We start from the raw sequence: 18,755 nt of genomic DNA on the forward strand, positions 1-18,755 counted from the left end.
GAGGCTCAAAATGCGGTTAAGAGATCTTCACGCCGAATGGCGTGAATCTCCAGCATTTTGAGTTGGAGCCCACCTCTGTGGGATTATCAAGGGCGAGCAGCCCTTGATTCGTGCCTCCCGCGCCTCGAAAGTAGCGGGCACTTTTCTGGTTCTCTTTTGGTGCGCAAAAGAGAACTTAGCCCAGCGTAAAAGCGCTCTAACCCCGCGCACCGGCGCGCGATGCCGTCAATCAGTAACGACCATCATCTCCGCGTTCTCCTCAATGGAGTAATTTGCAAAATACCCCTCTTCCAGCGGGATCCACCGCTCCACAAAATTCGAATACCGCTCCCCCTCCCGTCTGCGGAGCCGCCGGGCCTGCTCATCGGGAGAGCAGGTGACGAATATTCTTATATCATAATAGGGTGCAAGGCTGGGATGATGGCTGTAGCTTCCCTCCACGATGACTAGCGGCGCAGAGCCGAGGGGACGCGGCGGCAGATAGACACCTTCGCGGCAGGAGTAGGCCTGGTAGGAGAACGCCTGCCCTGCCCGGGCGGGAGCGACGACCTCATTCCGCAGGCGCTGGATGTCCATGTTGGCGCAGGGAATCTTCTCCCAGCCCGTGACACGCCGGGATGGCGGGAGATAGAAGTCATCGGTGTGGACGGTGATGCTTTGAGGAAAACGCTCTGTCAGCTGTGCGGCCAGCGTCGTTTTGCCGCTGCCGCAGCGGCCATCCAGTGCGATGAGGACGGCAGACTGTCGGGCCAGACGGTCGGCGATGGTCGAGGTCAGCTCTTCGGGTGAGATAAGATGCATGGGGATACCATTCCTTTATATCGCAAGTCAAGAAATTAGTGCAACGTCCAAACAGCATAGCTGCGATATGCAATTCAACGCTGTTGCTGTTGCATTAAAAAGTTGAATTGCTATATCAGCTTTGGCTCAGTATAGCACGGCGGAGAAAATGGAGCAAATATTTTTACAAAAAAGGTGTTGACACAGAGCTGGACCTATGGTAAGATAATGCCACGTTAGAAATGACTAACCCGGAAGCGGAAGAAGCTCGAGATGAGCAGGCTGCCGCATTCTTTTTGAAATTTTGGTTAGCTTTTTCTAACCGTATCTCCTGCATAAGCACCACACGGCAGGAGACAATAGTGGAAAACGGGCAGGGAGGCCGAAGACATGGAACGCAACTTTGAGACAGTCATGATCGAACAGTGCGCCCCGGTGCTGGCCAGCTTAAAGCCTGCGGGACTTTTCCGCTACGAGACGAGCGACTGCGCCGACCTTGCCCGCCGCGTCCGCAGCTGGAACGAACAGCTGGGCGAAAAGGGCCTCTGCGTCCGCGTCCTCAAGGGCTGTGTGCAGACCCACCGGTATCTGGTGTACGTCTACCGCGAGAGCAAGCTCCGCGCTGTGCTGGCCCAGCCGCAGGTGCGGGATTTCCTGTGCAAGGAAGGCTACACTCTGCCTGAGCAGTCGGACGACTACGCGCCGCTTTTGCAGCAGCTGTCCCGCCGGCTCTGCTGCGAGGCCGATTTTCCCCATGAAATCGGCGTATTTCTGGGCTATCCGCTCCACGATGTGGTGGGCTTTATCGAAAATGCGGGCCGCAACTTCACCTGCTGCGGCTGCTGGAAAGCCTATGGTGACCCCAATGCCGCCCAGCGGCATTTTGCTCAGCTGAACAAGTGTACGGCAGTATATCTCCGTCTGTTCCGCAGCGGAACGTCCATCCAGCGTCTGGCTGTCGCAGCCTGACGCCCCTGAATTTTGACATTCTCTTCCAAATACTCTCTTTTTATCCTGGCGCCCGCCAGAGCGAAACCACGCACTGGCGGGAAGAATCCTCCTTTTGACACGCGGCCGCTCGTTGCAGAATACCCCCTGCACCGGGCGGCTGTGTCATTTGCGGGGAGTGTAAAAGAGAAAAATCGTAAATATGTGCAAACAAAGTTAGCATATAGAAACTGTAAAAATCTTCTTGAAATAAGGGAAGAAAATTTGTTTGTTCATACAAACTAACTTTTTTGAGCCGGAAAATGGTTGACAATGCGGGTTAGTAAGTATAAACTATCCATGCTGATAGTTGCGACTGACTAACTGCCGTAGCTTTTCGGAGGGGGACGCGGGCATGAGCGAGCGCGTTGCGGCGTCTGGCTGGTGCGACCATCCCCGAGGACGAAAAAAAGCGAACCGAAAAGCTCCCCGCAGAATGGGGAGCACGAATGGGAGTGGAACAATTATGATGCCTTTGACTATGGCAAAAGCAGGCGATACCGTCACCATCCAGAAGATCACCGGCAAGGATGAAGTGCGTCTGCATCTGGCAGAGCTTGGTTTCGTGGTGGGTAGTCAGGTGACTGTCGTCAATGAGATCGCAGGCAACCTCATCGTTCAGGTCAAGGAGAGCCGTCTGGCCCTCGACAAGACGATGGCAAACCGCATTATGGTTGGCTGAGCAGCGGCAAAACGCTGTTTGGGAGACGCTCCGAAACTGGATAGTCTCTGAATAGAAAGACAAGTAGAGGAGGATTTTTTATGAAGACTCTGAAAGACGTTAAGGTCGGCGAGACTGCCACCGTGGCGCGCCTGCACGGCGAAGGCCCGGTCAAACGCCGCATCATGGACATGGGCATCACCAAGGGTGTGGAGATCTACGTCCGCAAGGTCGCCCCTCTGGGCGACCCGATGGAGCTGACCGTGCGCAACTACGAACTGAGCGTGCGCAAGGCCGACGCCGAAATGATCGAAGTCGTTTGATCGTAACGAGAGGAAAGGAGTTGCAATGAGCATTAAAATTGCACTGGCCGGCAACCCGAACTGTGGTAAGACTACCCTGTTCAACAATCTGACCGGCTCTAATCAGTACGTCGGCAACTGGCCCGGCGTTACCGTCGAGAAGAAGGAAGGCAAGCTGAAGGGCGAGAAGGATGTCATCATCCAGGACCTGCCCGGTATCTACTCCCTGTCTCCGTACACTCTGGAAGAAGTCGTCTCCCGTACTTATCTGGTCAAGGAGAAGCCCGATGCCATCCTGAACATCATTGATGGCACCAACATCGAGCGCAACCTGTACCTGACCACTCAGCTCATCGAGCTGGGCATCCCCGTGGTCATGGCTGTCAACATGATCGACCTCGTCCGCAAGAACGGCGATAAGATCGACCTGAAGAAGCTGAGCGCCGAGCTGGGCTGTCAGGCTGTTGAGATCAGCGCACTGAAGGGCGAAGGCACCGAGGCTGCTGCAAAGGCTGCTATGGCTGCTGCAAAGGCTGGCAAGGGCGGCGAGCTGCCCCACGTCTTCACCGGCAGCGTTGAGCACGCCATCGCTCACATCGAGGAGTCCATCCAGGGCAAAGTCGATGACCGCTTCCTGCGCTGGTACGCTGTCAAGCTGTTCGAGCGCGACGACAAGGTCATGGATGAGCTGAAGCTCTCCTCCGACCTGATCGCTCACATCGACCAGCACATCAAGGACTGCGAGGCTGAGATGGACGATGACGCCGAGAGCATCATCACCAACCAGCGTTACGCATACATCAACGGCGTCGTCGATAAGGCTGTCAAGAAGAAGGCCCGCGTCGAGCACCTGACCGTTTCCGATAAGGTCGACCAGATCGTCACCAACCGTGTGCTGGCTCTGCCCATCTTCGCAGTCATCATGTACCTGATGTACTCCCTGTCTATGGGTACTTCCATCGCCGACGGCGGCTGGGCCATCGGCACGTTTGCGACCGACTGGACCAACGACGTCCTGTTCGGTGAGATCGTTCCTGATGCTCTGGGCGGCTTCCTCGAGAGCATCGGCGTGGCAGGCTGGCTGTACGGCCTGATCATGGACGGTATCGTCGCCGGTGTCGGCGCGGTCCTGGGCTTCGTTCCCCAGATGCTGGTCCTGTTCTTCCTGCTGTCCATCCTGGAGGACATCGGCTATATGTCCCGTGTTGCCTTCATCATGGACCGTATCTTCCGTAAGTTCGGCCTGTCCGGTAAGAGCTTTATCCCCGTGCTGGTCGGCACGGGCTGCGGCGTCCCGGGCGTCATGGCTTCCCGTACCATTGAGAACGAGCGTGACCGCCGCATGACCATCATGACCACCTGCTTCATCCCCTGCGGCGCAAAGATGCCCATCATCGGCCTGATCGCAGGTGCGATGTTCGGCGGTTCTTCTCTGGTGGCTGTCTCTGCTTACTTCATCGGCATGGCTGCCATCATCTGCTCCGGCATCATCCTGAAGAAGACCAAGGCCTTTGCGGGTGACCCCGCTCCCTTCGTTATGGAGCTGCCCGCATACCACATCCCCGCCTGGGGCAACGTCTTCCGTGCTACCTGGGAGCGCGGCTGGTCCTTCATCAAGCGTGCTGGTTCCGTCATTCTGGCTGCTACCGTCGTCCTGTGGTTCCTGCAGGGCTTCGGCTTCGAGAACGGCGCCTTCGGCATGGTGGAGGATCAGGACAACTCCGTGCTGGCTGCTATCGCAACCAAAGTCGCTTGGATCTTCGCTCCTCTGGGCTTCGGCAACTGGAAGGCTACCGTCGCTTCTGTCTCCGGCCTGATCGCAAAGGAGAACGTCGTTGGCACCTTCGGCGTCCTGTACCACTTCGGCGGCGAGGAGCTGTCTGAGAACGGCGACGAGATCTGGAACCTCGTTGCGGCAGATTACACCGCTCTGAGCGCTTACGCATTCATGATCTTCAACCTGCTGTGCGCTCCCTGCTTCGCTGCTATGGGCGCTATCAAGCGTGAGATGAACAACGGCAAGTGGACGGCATTCGCCATCGGCTATATGTGCGCACTGGCCTACTGCTCCGCTCTGGTCGTGTACCAGCTGGGCGGCATCATCACCGGCGAGCTGAGCTTCAACTTCTTCACCATCGTGGCTGCTGTCATCCTGGTGGCCTTCATCTACCTGATGGTCCGTCCCAACAAGTATGTGAACGACAACGAGGTCAAGATCGACGTTTCCAAGATCAAGTAAAAAACTTCTCAAAACGCGCTGAAAGGAGTGCATTGTTATGATGGAGTTCCTGGCTGCTAATTTCAATCTGCCGACGATCATCGTCGGAGCCATCGTGTTTGGCGGTGTAGGCTGGATCACCTGGCACTCTCATAAGCATGGCGGCTGCAGTGGATGCAGCGGCGGCTGTGACAGCGGTTGCAGTGGAAACTGCAGCAGCTGCGGCGGTGGCTGCCACTGAGCGATCGCGTAGGAGAAGGGGGCGCGGGTCAAGGCTTTGGCCCGCGCCCCTTTTATAAACCAAAAGTTCGTGTGATATAACGAAAAGAGAGTGATACGAGATGGAACTGACGCCAGCACACCTGCGGTACCTGCTCGCGATCTATGAGGTCTCGCAGACCCATCTTGACATCAGCTCCCGCAGCATCGCCGAGAAGCTGGGCGTGACCAAACCCTCGGTGGTGCGGGTGATGAACCTGCTGATGGAGCGGGGGATGATCGTCAAGGAGTATTACGGCAAGATCTACCTCACCGACCGGGGCATCTTCGTGGCCCGGGAGGTCAAAAAGCAACTGGACGAAGTGCTCGCGCACTTCCCACCGGTGGAGGAAGCGCTGACCGATGAGGAGCGGTTCACCGCCGCCCTCGCCCTGACGGCGGCCCTGCCGGAACGGGTGTTCACCGGCCGGTACGACCAGCTGATGGGCGCAGAGGAAGCGCCTCCTGCCGCAGGCTGATGCCTTGAAAGGCAAAAGAACCGGACTCCGCGGAGTCCGGTTCTTTTCGTATGCGGGTCCTCAGACCAGATAGCCCTCGAAGCAGTGGAGGTCTTCGGTCTTGACGATGCCTTCGAGATAAAGGCCGTCTTCACGGTACTCCTCGAGCTGGACGCTGCCGCGCTCCCGCATGGGGGCGGCGAGGTCCAGCTTATCGTAGGGCAGGAGAACGCGGATGGTGTGGACGCGGTCGCTGAGGGTCTCGTCCAGCTTGGCCAGCAGCTTGTCGAGGCCGTAGCCGGTCTTGGCGCTGGTGAGCAGGATGTCGGGGTCGAAGCTCAGCGCGCCGGGCTTGTCGCACTTGTTGTAGACGGTCAGGCGGGGAATGTCGGCGCAGTCGAGGCCGTCCAACACTTCGTCGGTGACGGCCAGCTGCTCCTCCCGCTGCTCATCGCCGGCGTCGGCCACCCGGACGATGACGTCCGACCATGCGGCCTCTTCCAGCGTGGACTTGAATGCTTCCACCAGATTGTGGGGCAGACGGGAGACGAAGCCAACGGTGTCCACCAACAGCACGGCCATGCCGCTGGGCAGGACGAGCTTCCGGCTGGTGGGGTCGAGGGTGGCAAAGAGCATATCGGCCTCGGCGACGCTGGGGCCGCAGAGGGCGTTCATCAGGCTGGATTTGCCCACGTTGGTGTAGCCCACGAGGCTGACCACCGGCATTCCGGTCTTGGCGCGGGCTTTCCGGCTCTCGCCCCGGCGCTTTTCCATCTCGGCCAGTTTCTCAGCCAGTGCGTCGATGCGGGCGTGGACGTGGCGGCGGTCAAGCTCGAGCTTCGTTTCACCGGCACCACGGCGGGCGCCGCCGCCACCGCCACCGCCGCCGCCCTGACGGCTCAGGCTTTCGCCCATGCCCTGCAGGCGGGGCAGACGGTAGCGCAGGAGCGCCAGCTCGGTCTGCAGCTTGCCTTCGTTGGTCACGGCACGGCTGCGGAAGATCTCGAGGATGAGCATGGTGCGGTCGATGACCTCGAGGCCGCCGAGGGCCGTGGAGATGTTGCGGATCTGGCTGCCGGTCAGCTCACCGTCGAAGACGGCGCACTCGGCCCCCAGCTCTGCTGCGGCCGCAGCGGCTTCTTCCAGCTTGCCGCTGCCCAGCACGATGCCGGTCTCAGGGGTCTGGCGCTTCTGGGTGACTTCGGCCACGGCCTCCATGTGGTTGGCCTCACACAGCGCAGCCAGCTCGGCAAGGCTGCGCTCGCAGTCCCACAGGCCCTGGTCGAGGGCGAGAAGGATGACCTTCGTCGGGGGAGTTTCGACTAAAATATCGTAAAGTTCGCTCAAAATGATTCCTTTCTGTCATTTGTTTGGAGAATATAGCGATTCGTAGTGTTCTCGCGTCAGGGCATAGCACTTGCAGGGTATCGCTGTACCGTCGAATTTGTGGTAGACGGCCTCGTGGTCGTAAACAAAGCCTGCTTTCATCATGACTTTGCCGCTGGCGGGGTTCTCCACGGCGTGGGAGCAGGCAAGCCAATTACTGTCTGTATTCTTGAACCAGTATTCTACCAGAGCTTTCAGAGCTTCGGTGGTGCAGCCTTTGCCCCACCATGCTCTGCCAATGCAGTAGCCCGGCTCCCAGATGCCCTCGGAGAGGTCGAATCCCGGCCATTCATTTCGCTGTGCCGGTTCTCCCAGCAGGCTGTTGTAGATGCTGATGGAACCGAACACCTGCCCGGTGGCCTTTTCCACGATGGCCCACTGGTAGTAGTCCTCGTTGGGATAGAGCAGCGCCCATGCGCTCAGAAGCTCCTGCGTCTCGGCCACATCCTTGTGCGGCGTCCAGCGCAGCCAGCGGGTGACTTCCGGGTCGTTGGCCCAGTTCGAGTACATCATCGGGGCATCCGACGGCATAAGGCGGCGTAGAAGCAGCCGCGGCGTTTCGATTTCCTGTGTGCCGGCGTGGCGCATGATACATTCCTCCCAACCATTGTAAATATGCATAGAATAGCACAAAACCGGCTTCGGCGCAAGCAAAATGGGCTGCTTCGGGGCAAAAATGCTTGACAAGTGCGCAAACTTCATTAAACTGAAGATGACTGCATAAAAATTCTCCCCGGCAAAGGGCCGGGGAGAATGCTCAGGTTGAAAGAACATCCGCCCGCAGGATAGCCTGCCAGTCGCTATGACCATACAGGAAGCGGAGGATGTGGACGGTCTGGGTGGAAGAGTCGACTTTATAAAATGCAAGATAGTTTTGAACTGGAATGAGCCGGATTCCCAAAGAGGAAAGAAATGGGTCATTCACAAGTGAAAAACGCTGTGGGAAGGTGTCGAGAGAACGGAATTTCTTCCATGCGATGGCAACCAACTTGTCGGCAGCAGAGGGATTTTTCAAGGTCAGGTCGATATAGTCGAAGGCATCTGCAAGGTCACGCTGAGCAGAAGCGGCAACATCGATAAAGTAGTTCATCGAAGACTCCTTCTGTTTTGCAGTTCCTGCATGAACTCATCCAGCGGGCGCGTCCTTCCCGCCGCCACGTCATCCAGACCTTCCTGCAATTTCGCATACAAATCGAACCGGGCGGTCAGGGCCTCGTAGGTCTCGATGCTCATCACGGCAAGGTCACCTTTGCCGTTTTTGGTGATGAACACCGGCTCGGCGTAGTCGTGGCAGAAGGTGGAGATCTCATTGTAGTTGTTGCGCAGGTCTGCGCTGGAACGAATCTTGGGCATCCAAAAGCACCTCACTTTCATACAAAAATTATACCTGAATTTCTTTATAAAATCAAGGAAAATAAAAAAGGAGAACCTTTCTATGACGGACATCCGAGAGTATCTTGCCCGCAAGCCGCTTTTGTTCGACGGCGGCATGGGTACCTATTATAAAGCGGCACCGGGCGCGGACTGCGAAATGGCCAACCTCACCGACCCCGAGGGCGTGAAGAAAGTCCATGCGGAATATCTGGCCGCAGGTGCGCAGGCCATCAAGACCAACACCTTCGGTCTGCCCCGGATGGCGGCGGCCCAGATGCCGGGCTGGGAAGAGCTGGCCGAGGCGGGCTGGAAGCTGGCCTGTGACGCTGCTGCCGAGAAGGACGCCGCCGTTTTCGCTGACCTCGGCCCTGCCCCGGACACTGAAGCTGCCCCGGCCAGCAGCGCCTACGGCCTTGTGGCGCAGCAGTTCGCCGCACTGGGTGCAAAGAACTTTCTGTTCGAGACGCTCAGCTCCGATGTGGGCATTGTGGAGGCGGTAAAGGCACTGCGTGTGGCCGTGCCGGACGCCTTTGTCATGGTGTCCTTCGCGGTGCTGCCGGACGGCTACACCCGCGAGGGTCTGCTGTTCCGCGACCTGCTGCGCCGGATGGAGCAGAGCGGCGTGGTGGACGCCGTGGGCCTGAACTGCGTCTCGGCCCCCGGCGCGATGAAGAAACTGGTGCAGAGCCTTGGTGAGACGCTGCTGCCTCTGTCGGTGATGCCCAACGCGGGCTATCCGGTGGTCACCCGGGCGAGGGTGCTGTATCAGGGCAAGCCCGCGTATTTTGCCCGGGAGATGGGGCAGATCGCCGCTGCGGGCGTCCGTATTTTGGGCGGCTGCTGCGGCACGACGCCCGCCCACATCGCGGCCCTGCGTGCAGAGCTGGATGCCCTGCCCCAGCAGACCGAAGCCGCTCCGGCAGCGAAACTTTCCACCGGGACTGCACCGGCGGTGGAAAAAGACGACACTTTCCTGCGGAAACTGAACGCAGGTGAGAAGGTCATCGCCATTGAACTGGATTCGCCCCGGGTGGCCGACCTGAGCGGCTATCTAGACGGCGCACGGCGGCTGCAGGCCGCAGGCGCTGACCTGCTGACCATCGCCGACTGCCCCATCGCGCAGGCCCGGATGGATTCCTCCCTCGTGGCCTGCCGGATACACCGGGAACTGGGAATGTGTGCTCTGCCCCACATGACTTGCCGTGACCGCAACCTCAACGCCACCAAGGCCCTTCTGCTGGGCCTTTACGCCGAGGGCGTGCGGGAGGTGCTGGCCATCACCGGCGACCCCATCCCCACCGCAGAGCGGGACGAGGTGAAGAATGTCTACCAGTTCAACTCCCGCAAACTGGCCCAGTACATCGTCTCGCTGGCCGGGGAGGGCCGGGAGATGCCCTCGGCCATGACCGTCTTTGGTGCGCTGAATCTCAACGCCCGGAACTTTGAGGTGGAGCTGCGCCGGGCTGTGGAAAAGCTGGAAAACGGGATGTCGGGCTTTTTGACCCAGCCGGTGCTGTCGGCACAGGCGGTGGAAAATCTCCGCAAGGCCCGGCAGACACTGGGCGAACGGGCTAAAATTCTGGCCGGCATCATGCCCGTGGTCAGCCAGCGGAACGCAATCTTTATGGAAAACGAGATCAACGGCATCCATGTGGAGGAGGACATCATCCAGCGCTTCGCGGGCCTCGACCGGGAGCAGGGCGAGGCGCTGGGCCTTGAGGTGTCGATGCAGATGGCCCGGGAGGCTCTGCCCTACGCCGACGGCTTCTATCTCATGACCCCCTTCAACCGTGTGGCCCTGATGGAGCGGCTCATTGCCCGGCTGAAAACGGAGCTTCTGGACGCGGAAGGCTGAAATACAGATAAATCGTTGAAAGCGCCGCAATGAGATAATATTATAATAAAGAATAACGAACAGGGTCCCTGTGGACCCTGTTGCAGCGAATGCAGCGGGCCACACTCGAAAAGGAAGGGACATAAGAAAAATGCGGACACGGTATACCCTTATCAATATGGTCGTCAATGTGGGTGGACAGCTCATGAATCAGGTGCTGCTGTTCATCAGCCGGATGGTGTTCATCCACTATCTGTCGGCGGCATATCTGGGTGTCAACGGACTGTTCACCGATGTGCTGGGCATCCTGAACCTTGCAGAGCTTGGCGTCGGCACGGCGATGATATACAGCCTGTATGAGCCGGCTGCGAAGAATGATGAGCATCGGCTGGCGCAGCTGATGAATCTTTACCGGCTCCTCTACCGTATCGTGGCGGTCGTGGTGCTGCTCGTGGGCCTTGCACTGATGCCGTTTCTGGGCTTTTTCATCAAGGACAGCAGCGGCATCGAGCATCTGCGGCTCATCTATCTGATGTATGTGGCAAACTCGGTCTGCTCCTATCTGCTGAGCTATAAAAACTCCATCTATCTGGCCTACCAGAAAGCCTATGTCCGCAACCTCTGGGCGCAGCTCTGCGACGCGGTCAAGACTCTGTTCCAAATCGTCCTCATCGTGCTGACCGGAAACTTTATCCTTTATCTGGCGGTGCAGTTTGTGATGCAGTTCATCCCGAACATCATCGTATCGGTCAAGGTGGATAAGGAATTTCCCTACCTGAAAGAGTGCAGGGAGCTGCCGGAAAAAGAAAAATTTCACGGCATCCTGCGGAACGTCGGTGCCATGAGCTTCCACAAGCTGGGAACGGTCATCGTCCGGAACACGGACAGCCTGCTGATGTCCAGCTTCGTGGGTTTGTTGTCAGTGGGCATCTACTCCAACTACAAGCTCGTTCTGTCCGGCATCAACAACCTGATGGATAAATTCTCGAATGCCTTTACCGGAAGTCTGGGCAATCTGGGGGCCATTGAAGATGAGACACGGGTGTACAGCATCTACCGGGAACTGGATCTGCTCTTCTTCGTCATTTACGCTTACTGGACGGTGGGATTGTTCGCGCTGTTCAACGCTTTTATCACCCTCTGCTTCGGCGCGGAATACTGCTTCTCCACGGCGACAGTCGCCGTCCTCGTGACGGAATTTTATGTTTCGGGTCAGCGGAAGGTCAACCTGCTCTTCCGTGAAGCCAAGGGCCTGTTCTGGTACGACCGGTATAAGCCGCTGTTCGAATCGGCCATCAATCTGGCAGCGTCGCTGCTGCTGGTGCAGAAGTTCGGCGTGGCAGGCATTCTGGGCGGAACGGTCATCAGCACCGTGACGACCTGCCTCTGGATGGAGCCTTACATCCTGATGCGCTACGGCATTCGGGAAGACTGGCAGGGCAAGCTGAAAGACTACTTTGTCCGCTACGCCGAACGCGTTGCTGTCGTCGCGGCGCTGGCCGCTGTGTCCTACGGATGGGTGTGCTTCTGCCCGGCGAAGAACATCGGCTGGTTTCTGCTGGACGGTGTGCTGTATACGCTGCTGTTCGGGGCTGTCATGGTGGTGCTCCACCGGAACGCGCCGGAGTTCAATCAGCTCAAGGGCCGTGTCACGGCTATCATGAAAAGGAGGGAAAGCTGAATGGCAGGGCGGGACAGCCACGTCCGGCCCATCCGGCAGAAGAACGGCGGTCTGAGCGCGGCCCGTACGCTGAACGGCAGCTGTGAAAATTTTGTTCCGGACAAAAAGAGATTGACAAAACGCACAAAAAACGCTATATTCTTTTTATAAATGCAAGGAAAAAGAGTGTGCGTCGTTTTCGCCATCCAGAGAGCCGGGGGCTGCTGAAAACCCGGTATGGCGGTGCGGCGTGCTGTCGCTTTTGAGCAGAGGCGGGGAAACAGGAGTAGTCGCCTCCGGGTCTGCCCCACGTTATCGGGGCATCAAGGGGCATACGGCAGAAAGCCGTGTGCAATTTGGGTGGTACCGCGGTTATATTACAGCCGTCCCATGGAACGCTCCGTGGGGCGGCTTTTTTCGTCCCACTCCAATTATTCATCTGGGAGGATACTATGAAAGAACTCGCAAAACAGTATGATCCGAGCCAGGTGGAAGACCGCATCTACCAGTTCTGGCTGGATGGCGGCTACTTCCACACCAAGGCCGACCCCGACAAGAAGCCCTACACCATCGTGATGCCCCCTCCGAACGTCACCGGCCAGCTCCACATGGGCCACGCCGTGGATAACACCATGCAGGACATCCTCATCCGCACCAAGCGGATGCAGGGCTATGCCGCCCTGTGGGTGCCTGGCACGGACCACGCTTCCATCGCTACGGAGGCCAAGGTCGTGGAGGCCATGCGTGCTGAGGGCCTGACCAAGGAAATGGTGGGCCGCGACGGCTTCCTGGAGCGCGCCTGGGCCTGGAAGACCAAGTACGGCAACCGCATCGTCAGCCAGCTCAAGAAGCTGGGCAGCAGCTGCGACTGGGAGCGTGAGCGCTTTACCATGGACGAGGGCTGCTCTGAGGCCGTCAAGGAAGTCTTTGTCCGCCTGTACGACAAGGGCCTCATCTACCGCGGCAACCGCATGGTCAACTGGTGCCCCCACTGCAACACCTCCATTTCCGACGCCGAGGTGGAGTATGAGGAAAAGGACGGCAGCTTCTGGCACCTGCTCTACCCGGTCAAGGAGACCGGCGAGATGCTGGAACTGGCTACCACCCGTCCCGAGACCATGCTGGGCGATACCGCTGTTGCCATCAACGGCGATGACCCCCGCTATGCTCATCTGCACGGCTGCCATGTCATCCTGCCCCTGCTGAACAAGGAGATCCCCATCGTCTGCGACGAGCACGCCGACATGACCAAGGGTACCGGTGTCGTGAAGATCACCCCGGCCCACGACCCCAACGACTTTGAGGTCGGTCTGCGCCATGACCTGCCCATCGTCCGCGTCTTCACCTACGACGGTCGCATGACCGGCGCCGCCGACAAGGCTGCTGCCGACGCTCTGTTTGCTGCAGGCAAGAACACCGTCAACGAGCCTCATGTGCTGGACTGCGGCAAGTATGCCGGCATGACCACCCTCGAGGCCCGCAAGGCTATCCTCGCTGACCTGAAGGAGGGCGGCTTCCTGAAGGAGATCGAGCCTCTGAAGCACGAAGTCGGCACCTGCTACCGCTGCCACTCCACCATCGAGCCCATGGTGTCCAAGCAGTGGTTCGTCAAGATGGAGCCTCTGGCCAAGCCCGCCATCGAGAGCGTGGAGAAGGGCGACATCAAGTTCGTGCCGGAGCGCTTCACCAAGAACTATATGAACTGGATGAAGAACACCCGCGACTGGTGCATCAGCCGCCAGCTGTGGTGGGGCCACCAGATCCCGGCCTGGTACTGCGACGACTGCGGCGAGACTGTGGTCGCCAAGAGCGCACCCTGCACCTGCCCCAAGTGCGGCGGCACCAGGCTCACCCAGGACCCCGATACCCTCGACACCTGGTTCTCTTCTGCTCTGTGGCCCTTCAGCACTCTGGGCTGGCCCAATGAGGAGAGCGAAGACCTCAAGTATTTCTATCCCACCAACACCCTCGTCACCGGCTACGACATCATCGGCTTCTGGGTCAGCCGCATGATCTTCTCCGGTCTGGCTTACACCGGCAAGGCTCCCTTCGACACCGTCTGCATCCACGGCATCGTCCGCGACAGCCAGGGCCGCAAGATGTCCAAGAGCCTCGGCAACGGCATCGACCCGCTGGAAGTCATCGCCCAGTACGGCGCTGACGCCCTGCGCTTCATGCTCGTGGACGGCTCTACCCCGGGCAACGACATGCGCTACAGCGAGAAGAAGGTGGAGGCTGCCCGCAACTTTGCAAACAAGCTGTGGAACGCTACCCGCTTCGTGCTGATGAACCTGCCCGAGGACTTCCAGCCCGGCCTGCCCAGCGAGGAGAAGCTGGACATGAGCGATAAGTGGGTGCTGACCAAGCTGAATCAGGTGGCCGGCGCCATGAGCGACAACCTCGACCACTACGAGATGGGTCTGGCCGCTGCCAAGATCAACAGCTTCATCTGGGACGTCTACTGCGACTGGTTCATCGAAATCGCAAAGCCCCGCCTGAACTCCGGCGACGCCGAGCAGGCCGACACGGCCCGCCGCGTGCTGGTGTATGTGCTGGACAAGGCCCTCAAGTTGCTGCACCCCTTCATGCCCTTCATCACCGAGGAGCTGTATCAGGCTCTGCCCGGCTCTGCCGAGACCATCATGACCCAGAGCTGGCCCACCTTCGATGAAGCTCACAACTGGGCCGACGAAGAGGAAGCTTTCGAGAAGGTGATGGACTACATCAAGGCTGTGCGTACCATGCGCACCGAGATGAACGTCCACCCCGCCAAGAAGACCAGCATGATCATCGAGACGGCTGACCCGGCTCCCTTCCAGAGCGCCGAGGTCTATCTGGCAAAGTTCGCCTTCGCCACCGATGTGACCTTCACCGAAAAGTATGAGGGCAGCACCGACGGCATGGTGCAGGTGTCCACCCACGCCGCCCGCGGCTTTATCCCCATGATGGAGCTCATCGACCGCGACAAGGAGCTGGCCCGTCTGAACAAGGAAAAGGCCAAGGCCGAGAAGGAACTGGCCATGTTCGAGAACCAGCTCAACAACCCCAAGTTCGTCGAGCGCGCTCCCGCCGCTCTGGTGGAGGACATCCGCAATAAGCACGCCAAGAGCCAGGATAAACTTGCCAACATTGAGCAGAGCATCAAGGCCCTGGGCTGATGCGGAAAACGGGTCCTGATATGCAAAAAACTTCTCCCTGGCTCATTGCGGCACGAGTCATCTTTACCTTTGCGCTCATTGCCTGCATCGTCTTCATCTTTTCCAACTCCATGCAGATCGGTGACGTCTCGGAATCGGCAAGCGGACGAGTATTGCTCCTGATGAAAAAGGTGTTCACCCGTCTGGGAATGCCCGGCGTGGCGAACCATCTGACAGACCACATCGTGCGCAAGCTGGCACATTTCTGCGAGTATGCGCTGGAAGGCTTCCTGCTCACTCTCTGCCTGCGGGTCTATACCCGGCACTTTTTCGTTCACATCTCGTGGCCGATCCTGGGCGGTCTGCTCACGGCTCTGACGGACGAGACCATCCAGATGTTCAGCGATGGCCGGAGCAGCCAGCTCACCGACGTCTGGCTGGATTTTTCAGGCGCGATGGCCGGTATTCTGGTGGGGTTAATCTGTCTGGCCCTGTGCAGGATGTGCTGGCTGCTCTACAAACATCGAAACGAGGATTGACGCAATGACCATCGAACAGGCAAACGAATATTTCTCTTCTCTGCCCGAGGGCTTTGCCCCGGCGGAGGAGCTGCGCGCTGCCCTGACGGCGGATGTCCAGAAGGTGCAGTTCGTCGGTGTGGCCGGCACGGCGGGCAAGACCGCTGCTGCCGGTCTGCTGGCGGCTATCCTGCGGGAGGCGGCGTTCCACGTCGGCTTCTACCGCGCCGGCTGTGAGCCGCTGTCCGCCCGCATCGCCATCGGCGGCGTGTCGGTGGACCCGGTGCTGCTTTGTCAGGCTGCCGAGGCTCTCAATGCCGCAAAGCCTCTGCCCCGTGAGGCGGCAGAGCTGGCGGCTGCGGCCCGCTGCTTCGGTGCGGCGGGCTGCAAGCTGGCTGTGGTGGAGCTGCCGGATGCCGGTCTGGCATCGGCCCTGCCCCAGATGCCGGTCTGCGCCGTCACGGCCATCGGCCCGGACGGTGTGAGCCGCTCAGTGGAGCGTCTGGCCGCACTGGCCGCAGGCGTTATGCGGAAAGACGCCGTCTGTGTCACCGCGCCGGAGCAGCCGAAGGCTGTTCTGAGTGAGCTGGTGGTGGCGGCGGCCAAGGCCGAGTGTGAGCTCGTCGTCCCCGACGCCGAGGACATCACCTTCCTCGAGGCGGAAAAGTTCACCAGCAAGGTGGACTACGGCGGATACACCGCCCCGCTGGCCTTCCTGGGCCGTCATGCGGCGGGCAATGCCGCCGTCGCGGTCGAGCTGGCGCTGGCCCTCTGGCGCAAGGGCTTTGAGATTCCTGATGAGGCCATTCTGGCGGGCCTTGCCGCTGTGGAGAACCGCAGCAGCATCCGCGTTCTGTCCCAGAAGCCCCTCATCATCCTCGACGCCTGCCGTACTCCGCAGCAGGCTGCAGCCCTTCTGCGCGTCCTCAATATGGCGAAAGTACGCCATATGAGCGCCGTTATCGGCCTGACTGAGGAGGAAGGCGCGGAGTCGTTCCTTGCCGCACTGGAGACCGGACTGACTTCAGAAGAGCAGAAGAAGGACAAGAGCACTATGCCCGGCATGGGCGAGAACCCCTTCGACAAAGTCTTCCTTGTCGCCCCGGCGGGAACGGAAGCGGCGCTGGCAGAGCGCCTGACCGAAAAGGCACGGTATCACTTCGACGCGGTGTTCTGCCCGACGCTGGCCGAGGCCGTGGAGCAGGCGAAAGCCAACAGCCGCCGCGGCCTGCTGGTCTGCGGCAGTGAGGCCATCGCCCTCGAGGCGGAAAAGCTGCTGGAGAACCGCTGAGCGACACCGTTCTCTAAAAAATAACCCGAAAGACCTGTACACTGAAAAGGTGTACAGGTCTTTTCTTTATGCCAGAAAAAAGGAGATGAGGATATGGCGACAGTGACATTCAGCGCGGCAGATGATGTGCTCTACGCCTATCTGGCCGGCGAGATCGACCACGACGCGGCGCAGGGGCTTCGCATCCAGCTGGACGACGCCCTGCTCACCCGCAGCCCGCGCATTCTGGTGATGGACCTCGGCGGAGTGGGATTCATGGATTCGTCGGGCATCGGGCTGATATTGGGGCGGCAGCGCTGCGCCCGGACGCTGGGCGGCAGTCTGCGCATCCAGCACGCGCCGGAACAGCTCCGGCGGGTCTTACAGCTTGCAAGCATCCCCTGCACCGAGCCGGGCGGGGAAGTATCAGGAGGGGTATAAATGAAAGCGGAAAACAGTGCAAAGATCCAATTTGATTCGCTCAGTGCCAACGAGGCCTTTGCCCGGGGCGCAGCGGCGGCCTTTCTGGCTCGGTATGACCCCACCGTGCCGCAGCTGGCCGACATCAAGACGGCGGTGTCCGAGGCAGTGACCAACTGCATCGTCCATGCCTACCCGGATGCCATCGGTCCCGTGACCCTGAGCATCGCCGTCTACCCGGAGCGGCTGGTGAAGATAACGGTGACGGATAAGGGAATCGGCATCCCGGACGTCGAAAAGGCCATGGAGCCTCTCTTCACCACCGGCAACCCGGAAGAGCGTTCCGGTCTGGGCTTTGCGGTGATGCAGAGCTTTATGGATAAGGTCAAGGTGTCCTCTCAGCCCGGAAAGGGGACGCGGGTGGTGCTGACCAAGCGTCTGGATGAGCGCTCTACATAATAAAGAGAAAGAGGGCGTCGCAATGGTAACGGACAAGACCCGGCGGAGCACATTCATCGAGCAGAATCTGGGACTGGTGCATTCCTGTGCCGGACGGTTCCGGGGGAGAGGCATTGAATACGACGACCTCTACAGCGCCGGGTGTATGGGGCTGGTAAAAGCGTATGACGGGTTTGATGAGTCGCGTGGCGTCTGTTTTTCCACCTACGCCGTGCCGGTCATTCTGGGCGAGATCAAAAAGCTGTTCCGGGACGGCGGCACCGTAAAGGTGAGCCGGTCACTCAAAGAGCTGAGCCTGCGCATCAATGCGGCCCGGGAGCATCACAGCAAGCTTTGCGGAGCAGAGCCTACTCTGTCGCAGCTGGCAGAGGAGCTGGGAGAAAGCGTGGAGAATATCACACTGGCTATCCAGGCAGCGCAGCCTGCGTTGAGTCTGACGCCGGAGAACCGGGAAGAGGGCGACCGTCAGATGGATATTCCGGTAGAGTCGCCGGAGGAAGAGCTTGCGGATAAGATAGGTCTGGCGGAGGTATTGAAGAGCCTGCCCGAAGAGGACAGGCTTATTATCCAGCTTCGCTTTTATGGGGGCAAGACCCAGAGCGATACGGCAAAACTGCTCCATACCACGCAGGTACAGATCTCCCGGCGGGAGCGCAAGATATTAAAGGTGATGCGGGACAGGCTGTTGGACGAATGATGGACAGAGCGGCCAAATCTGAGAGAAAAAACTGGGCAAAAAGACGAACCGCAAAATAATTCAAAAAAAGTGAAAAAAGGACTTGCTTTTTGAGGGGGTCTGTGCTAAAATACATTACTGTCAGGCGGACGTCTGGCACAAACACCTCCGAAAAAGTGACAGGAAAAGTACGAAGGTCGATTAGTTCTCCTAAGAACTTCAAAAAATCTTCAAAAAAGTGCTTGACAATCTGGTGCTTCGGTGGTAAAATAAATAAGCTGTCAGCCGCATGGCTGAGGCGCTACAGGACCTTGAAAATTGAACAATATCGAAAAACTTGTAACGGAACCTATTTTC

At 59.0% G+C, this 18,755-nt stretch carries 19 protein-coding genes and 1 other annotated feature; of the genes, 14 read left to right on the forward strand and 5 right to left on the reverse strand.

The features are described from left to right. Window positions 1–225 precede the first annotated feature (225 nt). Window positions 226–801, reverse strand: coding sequence for a uridine kinase family protein (locus AAAU26_RS05025; RefSeq protein ID WP_227619179.1), 576 nt, complete (start codon window positions 799–801; stop codon window positions 226–228). A 369-nt stretch (window positions 802–1,170) separates the two neighbouring features. Here AAAU26_RS05025 and AAAU26_RS05030 point away from each other — a divergent pair, with 369 nt between their 5' ends. The 6 genes from AAAU26_RS05030 to AAAU26_RS05055 all read left to right on the forward strand — a co-directional run bounded on the left by AAAU26_RS05030 (window position 1,171) and on the right by AAAU26_RS05055 (window position 5,685). After that, window positions 1,171–1,749, forward strand: a complete 579-nt coding sequence (locus AAAU26_RS05030) for a DUF3793 family protein (RefSeq protein ID WP_227619180.1) — start codon at window positions 1,171–1,173, stop codon at window positions 1,747–1,749. A gap of 484 nt (window positions 1,750–2,233) precedes the next feature. Beyond that, window positions 2,234–2,449, forward strand: a complete 216-nt coding sequence (locus tag AAAU26_RS05035; protein WP_149794357.1) for a FeoA family protein — start codon at window positions 2,234–2,236, stop codon at window positions 2,447–2,449. 80 nt (window positions 2,450–2,529) lie between these two features. Continuing rightward, window positions 2,530–2,751 carry a FeoA family protein gene (locus tag AAAU26_RS05040; protein ID WP_015565615.1) on the forward strand — a complete coding sequence of 74 codons (222 nt, stop codon included), beginning with the start codon at window positions 2,530–2,532 and terminating at the stop codon, window positions 2,749–2,751. Window positions 2,752–2,776: 25 nt separating this feature from the next. Continuing rightward, complete coding sequence (gene feoB / locus AAAU26_RS05045) at window positions 2,777–4,969, forward strand: ferrous iron transport protein B (RefSeq protein ID WP_227619181.1); 2,193 nt, start codon at window positions 2,777–2,779, stop codon at window positions 4,967–4,969. A 37-nt stretch (window positions 4,970–5,006) separates the two neighbouring features. Next, window positions 5,007–5,189: a FeoB-associated Cys-rich membrane protein gene (locus AAAU26_RS05050; protein ID WP_158395036.1), complete on the forward strand. Its 183-nt coding sequence runs from the start codon at window positions 5,007–5,009 to the stop codon at window positions 5,187–5,189. A 100-nt stretch (window positions 5,190–5,289) separates the two neighbouring features. Further along, window positions 5,290–5,685 carry a metal-dependent transcriptional regulator gene (locus AAAU26_RS05055; RefSeq protein ID WP_158395035.1) on the forward strand — a complete coding sequence of 132 codons (396 nt, stop codon included), beginning with the start codon at window positions 5,290–5,292 and terminating at the stop codon, window positions 5,683–5,685. Between the two features lie 60 nt (window positions 5,686–5,745). On the opposite strand, the gene hflX is transcribed toward AAAU26_RS05055, so the two are convergent. The 4 genes from hflX to AAAU26_RS05075 all read right to left on the reverse strand — a co-directional run bounded on the left by hflX (window position 5,746) and on the right by AAAU26_RS05075 (window position 8,403). Further along, entirely contained in the window at window positions 5,746–7,011 is a 1,266-nt protein-coding gene (hflX, locus tag AAAU26_RS05060; RefSeq protein ID WP_227619182.1) for a GTPase HflX, read from the reverse strand. 15 nt (window positions 7,012–7,026) lie between these two features. Next, window positions 7,027–7,638, reverse strand: a complete 612-nt coding sequence (locus AAAU26_RS05065; RefSeq protein ID WP_227619183.1) for a GNAT family N-acetyltransferase — start codon at window positions 7,636–7,638, stop codon at window positions 7,027–7,029. 169 nt (window positions 7,639–7,807) lie between these two features. Continuing rightward, window positions 7,808–8,140: a type II toxin-antitoxin system RelE/ParE family toxin gene (locus AAAU26_RS05070; RefSeq protein WP_207677803.1), complete on the reverse strand. Its 333-nt coding sequence runs from the start codon at window positions 8,138–8,140 to the stop codon at window positions 7,808–7,810. Continuing rightward, window positions 8,137–8,403 (reverse strand): type II toxin-antitoxin system Phd/YefM family antitoxin, encoded by a 267-nt coding sequence (locus AAAU26_RS05075; protein WP_149794350.1) that lies wholly within the window; start codon window positions 8,401–8,403, stop codon window positions 8,137–8,139. Before AAAU26_RS05075 ends, AAAU26_RS05070 begins: the two co-directional genes overlap by 4 nt. Window positions 8,404–8,485: 82 nt before the next feature. Between AAAU26_RS05075 and AAAU26_RS05080 the strand changes: the two genes are divergently transcribed. From AAAU26_RS05080 to AAAU26_RS05115, 8 genes are all read left to right on the forward strand, one after another. Next, window positions 8,486–10,279: a bifunctional homocysteine S-methyltransferase/methylenetetrahydrofolate reductase gene (locus AAAU26_RS05080; protein WP_227619184.1), complete on the forward strand. Its 1,794-nt coding sequence runs from the start codon at window positions 8,486–8,488 to the stop codon at window positions 10,277–10,279. A gap of 130 nt (window positions 10,280–10,409) precedes the next feature. Further along, the gene (locus AAAU26_RS05085) at window positions 10,410–11,939 is read left to right on the forward strand and encodes a lipopolysaccharide biosynthesis protein (protein WP_227619185.1); all 1,530 of its coding nucleotides are present in this window, start codon (window positions 10,410–10,412) and stop codon (window positions 11,937–11,939) included. A 146-nt stretch (window positions 11,940–12,085) separates the two neighbouring features. After that, window positions 12,086–12,312: a binding site (T-box leader), on the forward strand. Between the two features lie 58 nt (window positions 12,313–12,370). Beyond that, on the forward strand, window positions 12,371–15,076 hold the full coding sequence (locus tag AAAU26_RS05090) for a valine--tRNA ligase (RefSeq protein ID WP_227619186.1): 2,706 nt from the start codon (window positions 12,371–12,373) through the stop codon (window positions 15,074–15,076). A 20-nt stretch (window positions 15,077–15,096) separates the two neighbouring features. Then, entirely contained in the window at window positions 15,097–15,594 is a 498-nt protein-coding gene (locus tag AAAU26_RS05095) for a VanZ family protein (protein WP_227619187.1), read from the forward strand. Between the two features lie 4 nt (window positions 15,595–15,598). Next, window positions 15,599–16,864 (forward strand): folylpolyglutamate synthase/dihydrofolate synthase family protein, encoded by a 1,266-nt coding sequence (locus tag AAAU26_RS05100; protein WP_227619188.1) that lies wholly within the window; start codon window positions 15,599–15,601, stop codon window positions 16,862–16,864. Between the two features lie 93 nt (window positions 16,865–16,957). Continuing rightward, window positions 16,958–17,284 carry an anti-sigma factor antagonist gene (locus AAAU26_RS05105; protein WP_207677798.1) on the forward strand — a complete coding sequence of 109 codons (327 nt, stop codon included), beginning with the start codon at window positions 16,958–16,960 and terminating at the stop codon, window positions 17,282–17,284. Beyond that, window positions 17,285–17,722, forward strand: coding sequence for an anti-sigma F factor (gene spoIIAB, locus AAAU26_RS05110; RefSeq protein WP_015565629.1), 438 nt, complete (start codon window positions 17,285–17,287; stop codon window positions 17,720–17,722). A 22-nt stretch (window positions 17,723–17,744) separates the two neighbouring features. Continuing rightward, window positions 17,745–18,419, forward strand: coding sequence for a sigma-70 family RNA polymerase sigma factor (locus tag AAAU26_RS05115; protein WP_158395025.1), 675 nt, complete (start codon window positions 17,745–17,747; stop codon window positions 18,417–18,419). Window positions 18,420–18,755: the final 336 nt, after the last annotated feature.

Source organism: Faecalibacterium longum, from assembly GCF_040094125.1.
Classification (GTDB): domain Bacteria; phylum Bacillota; class Clostridia; order Oscillospirales; family Ruminococcaceae; genus Faecalibacterium; species Faecalibacterium longum.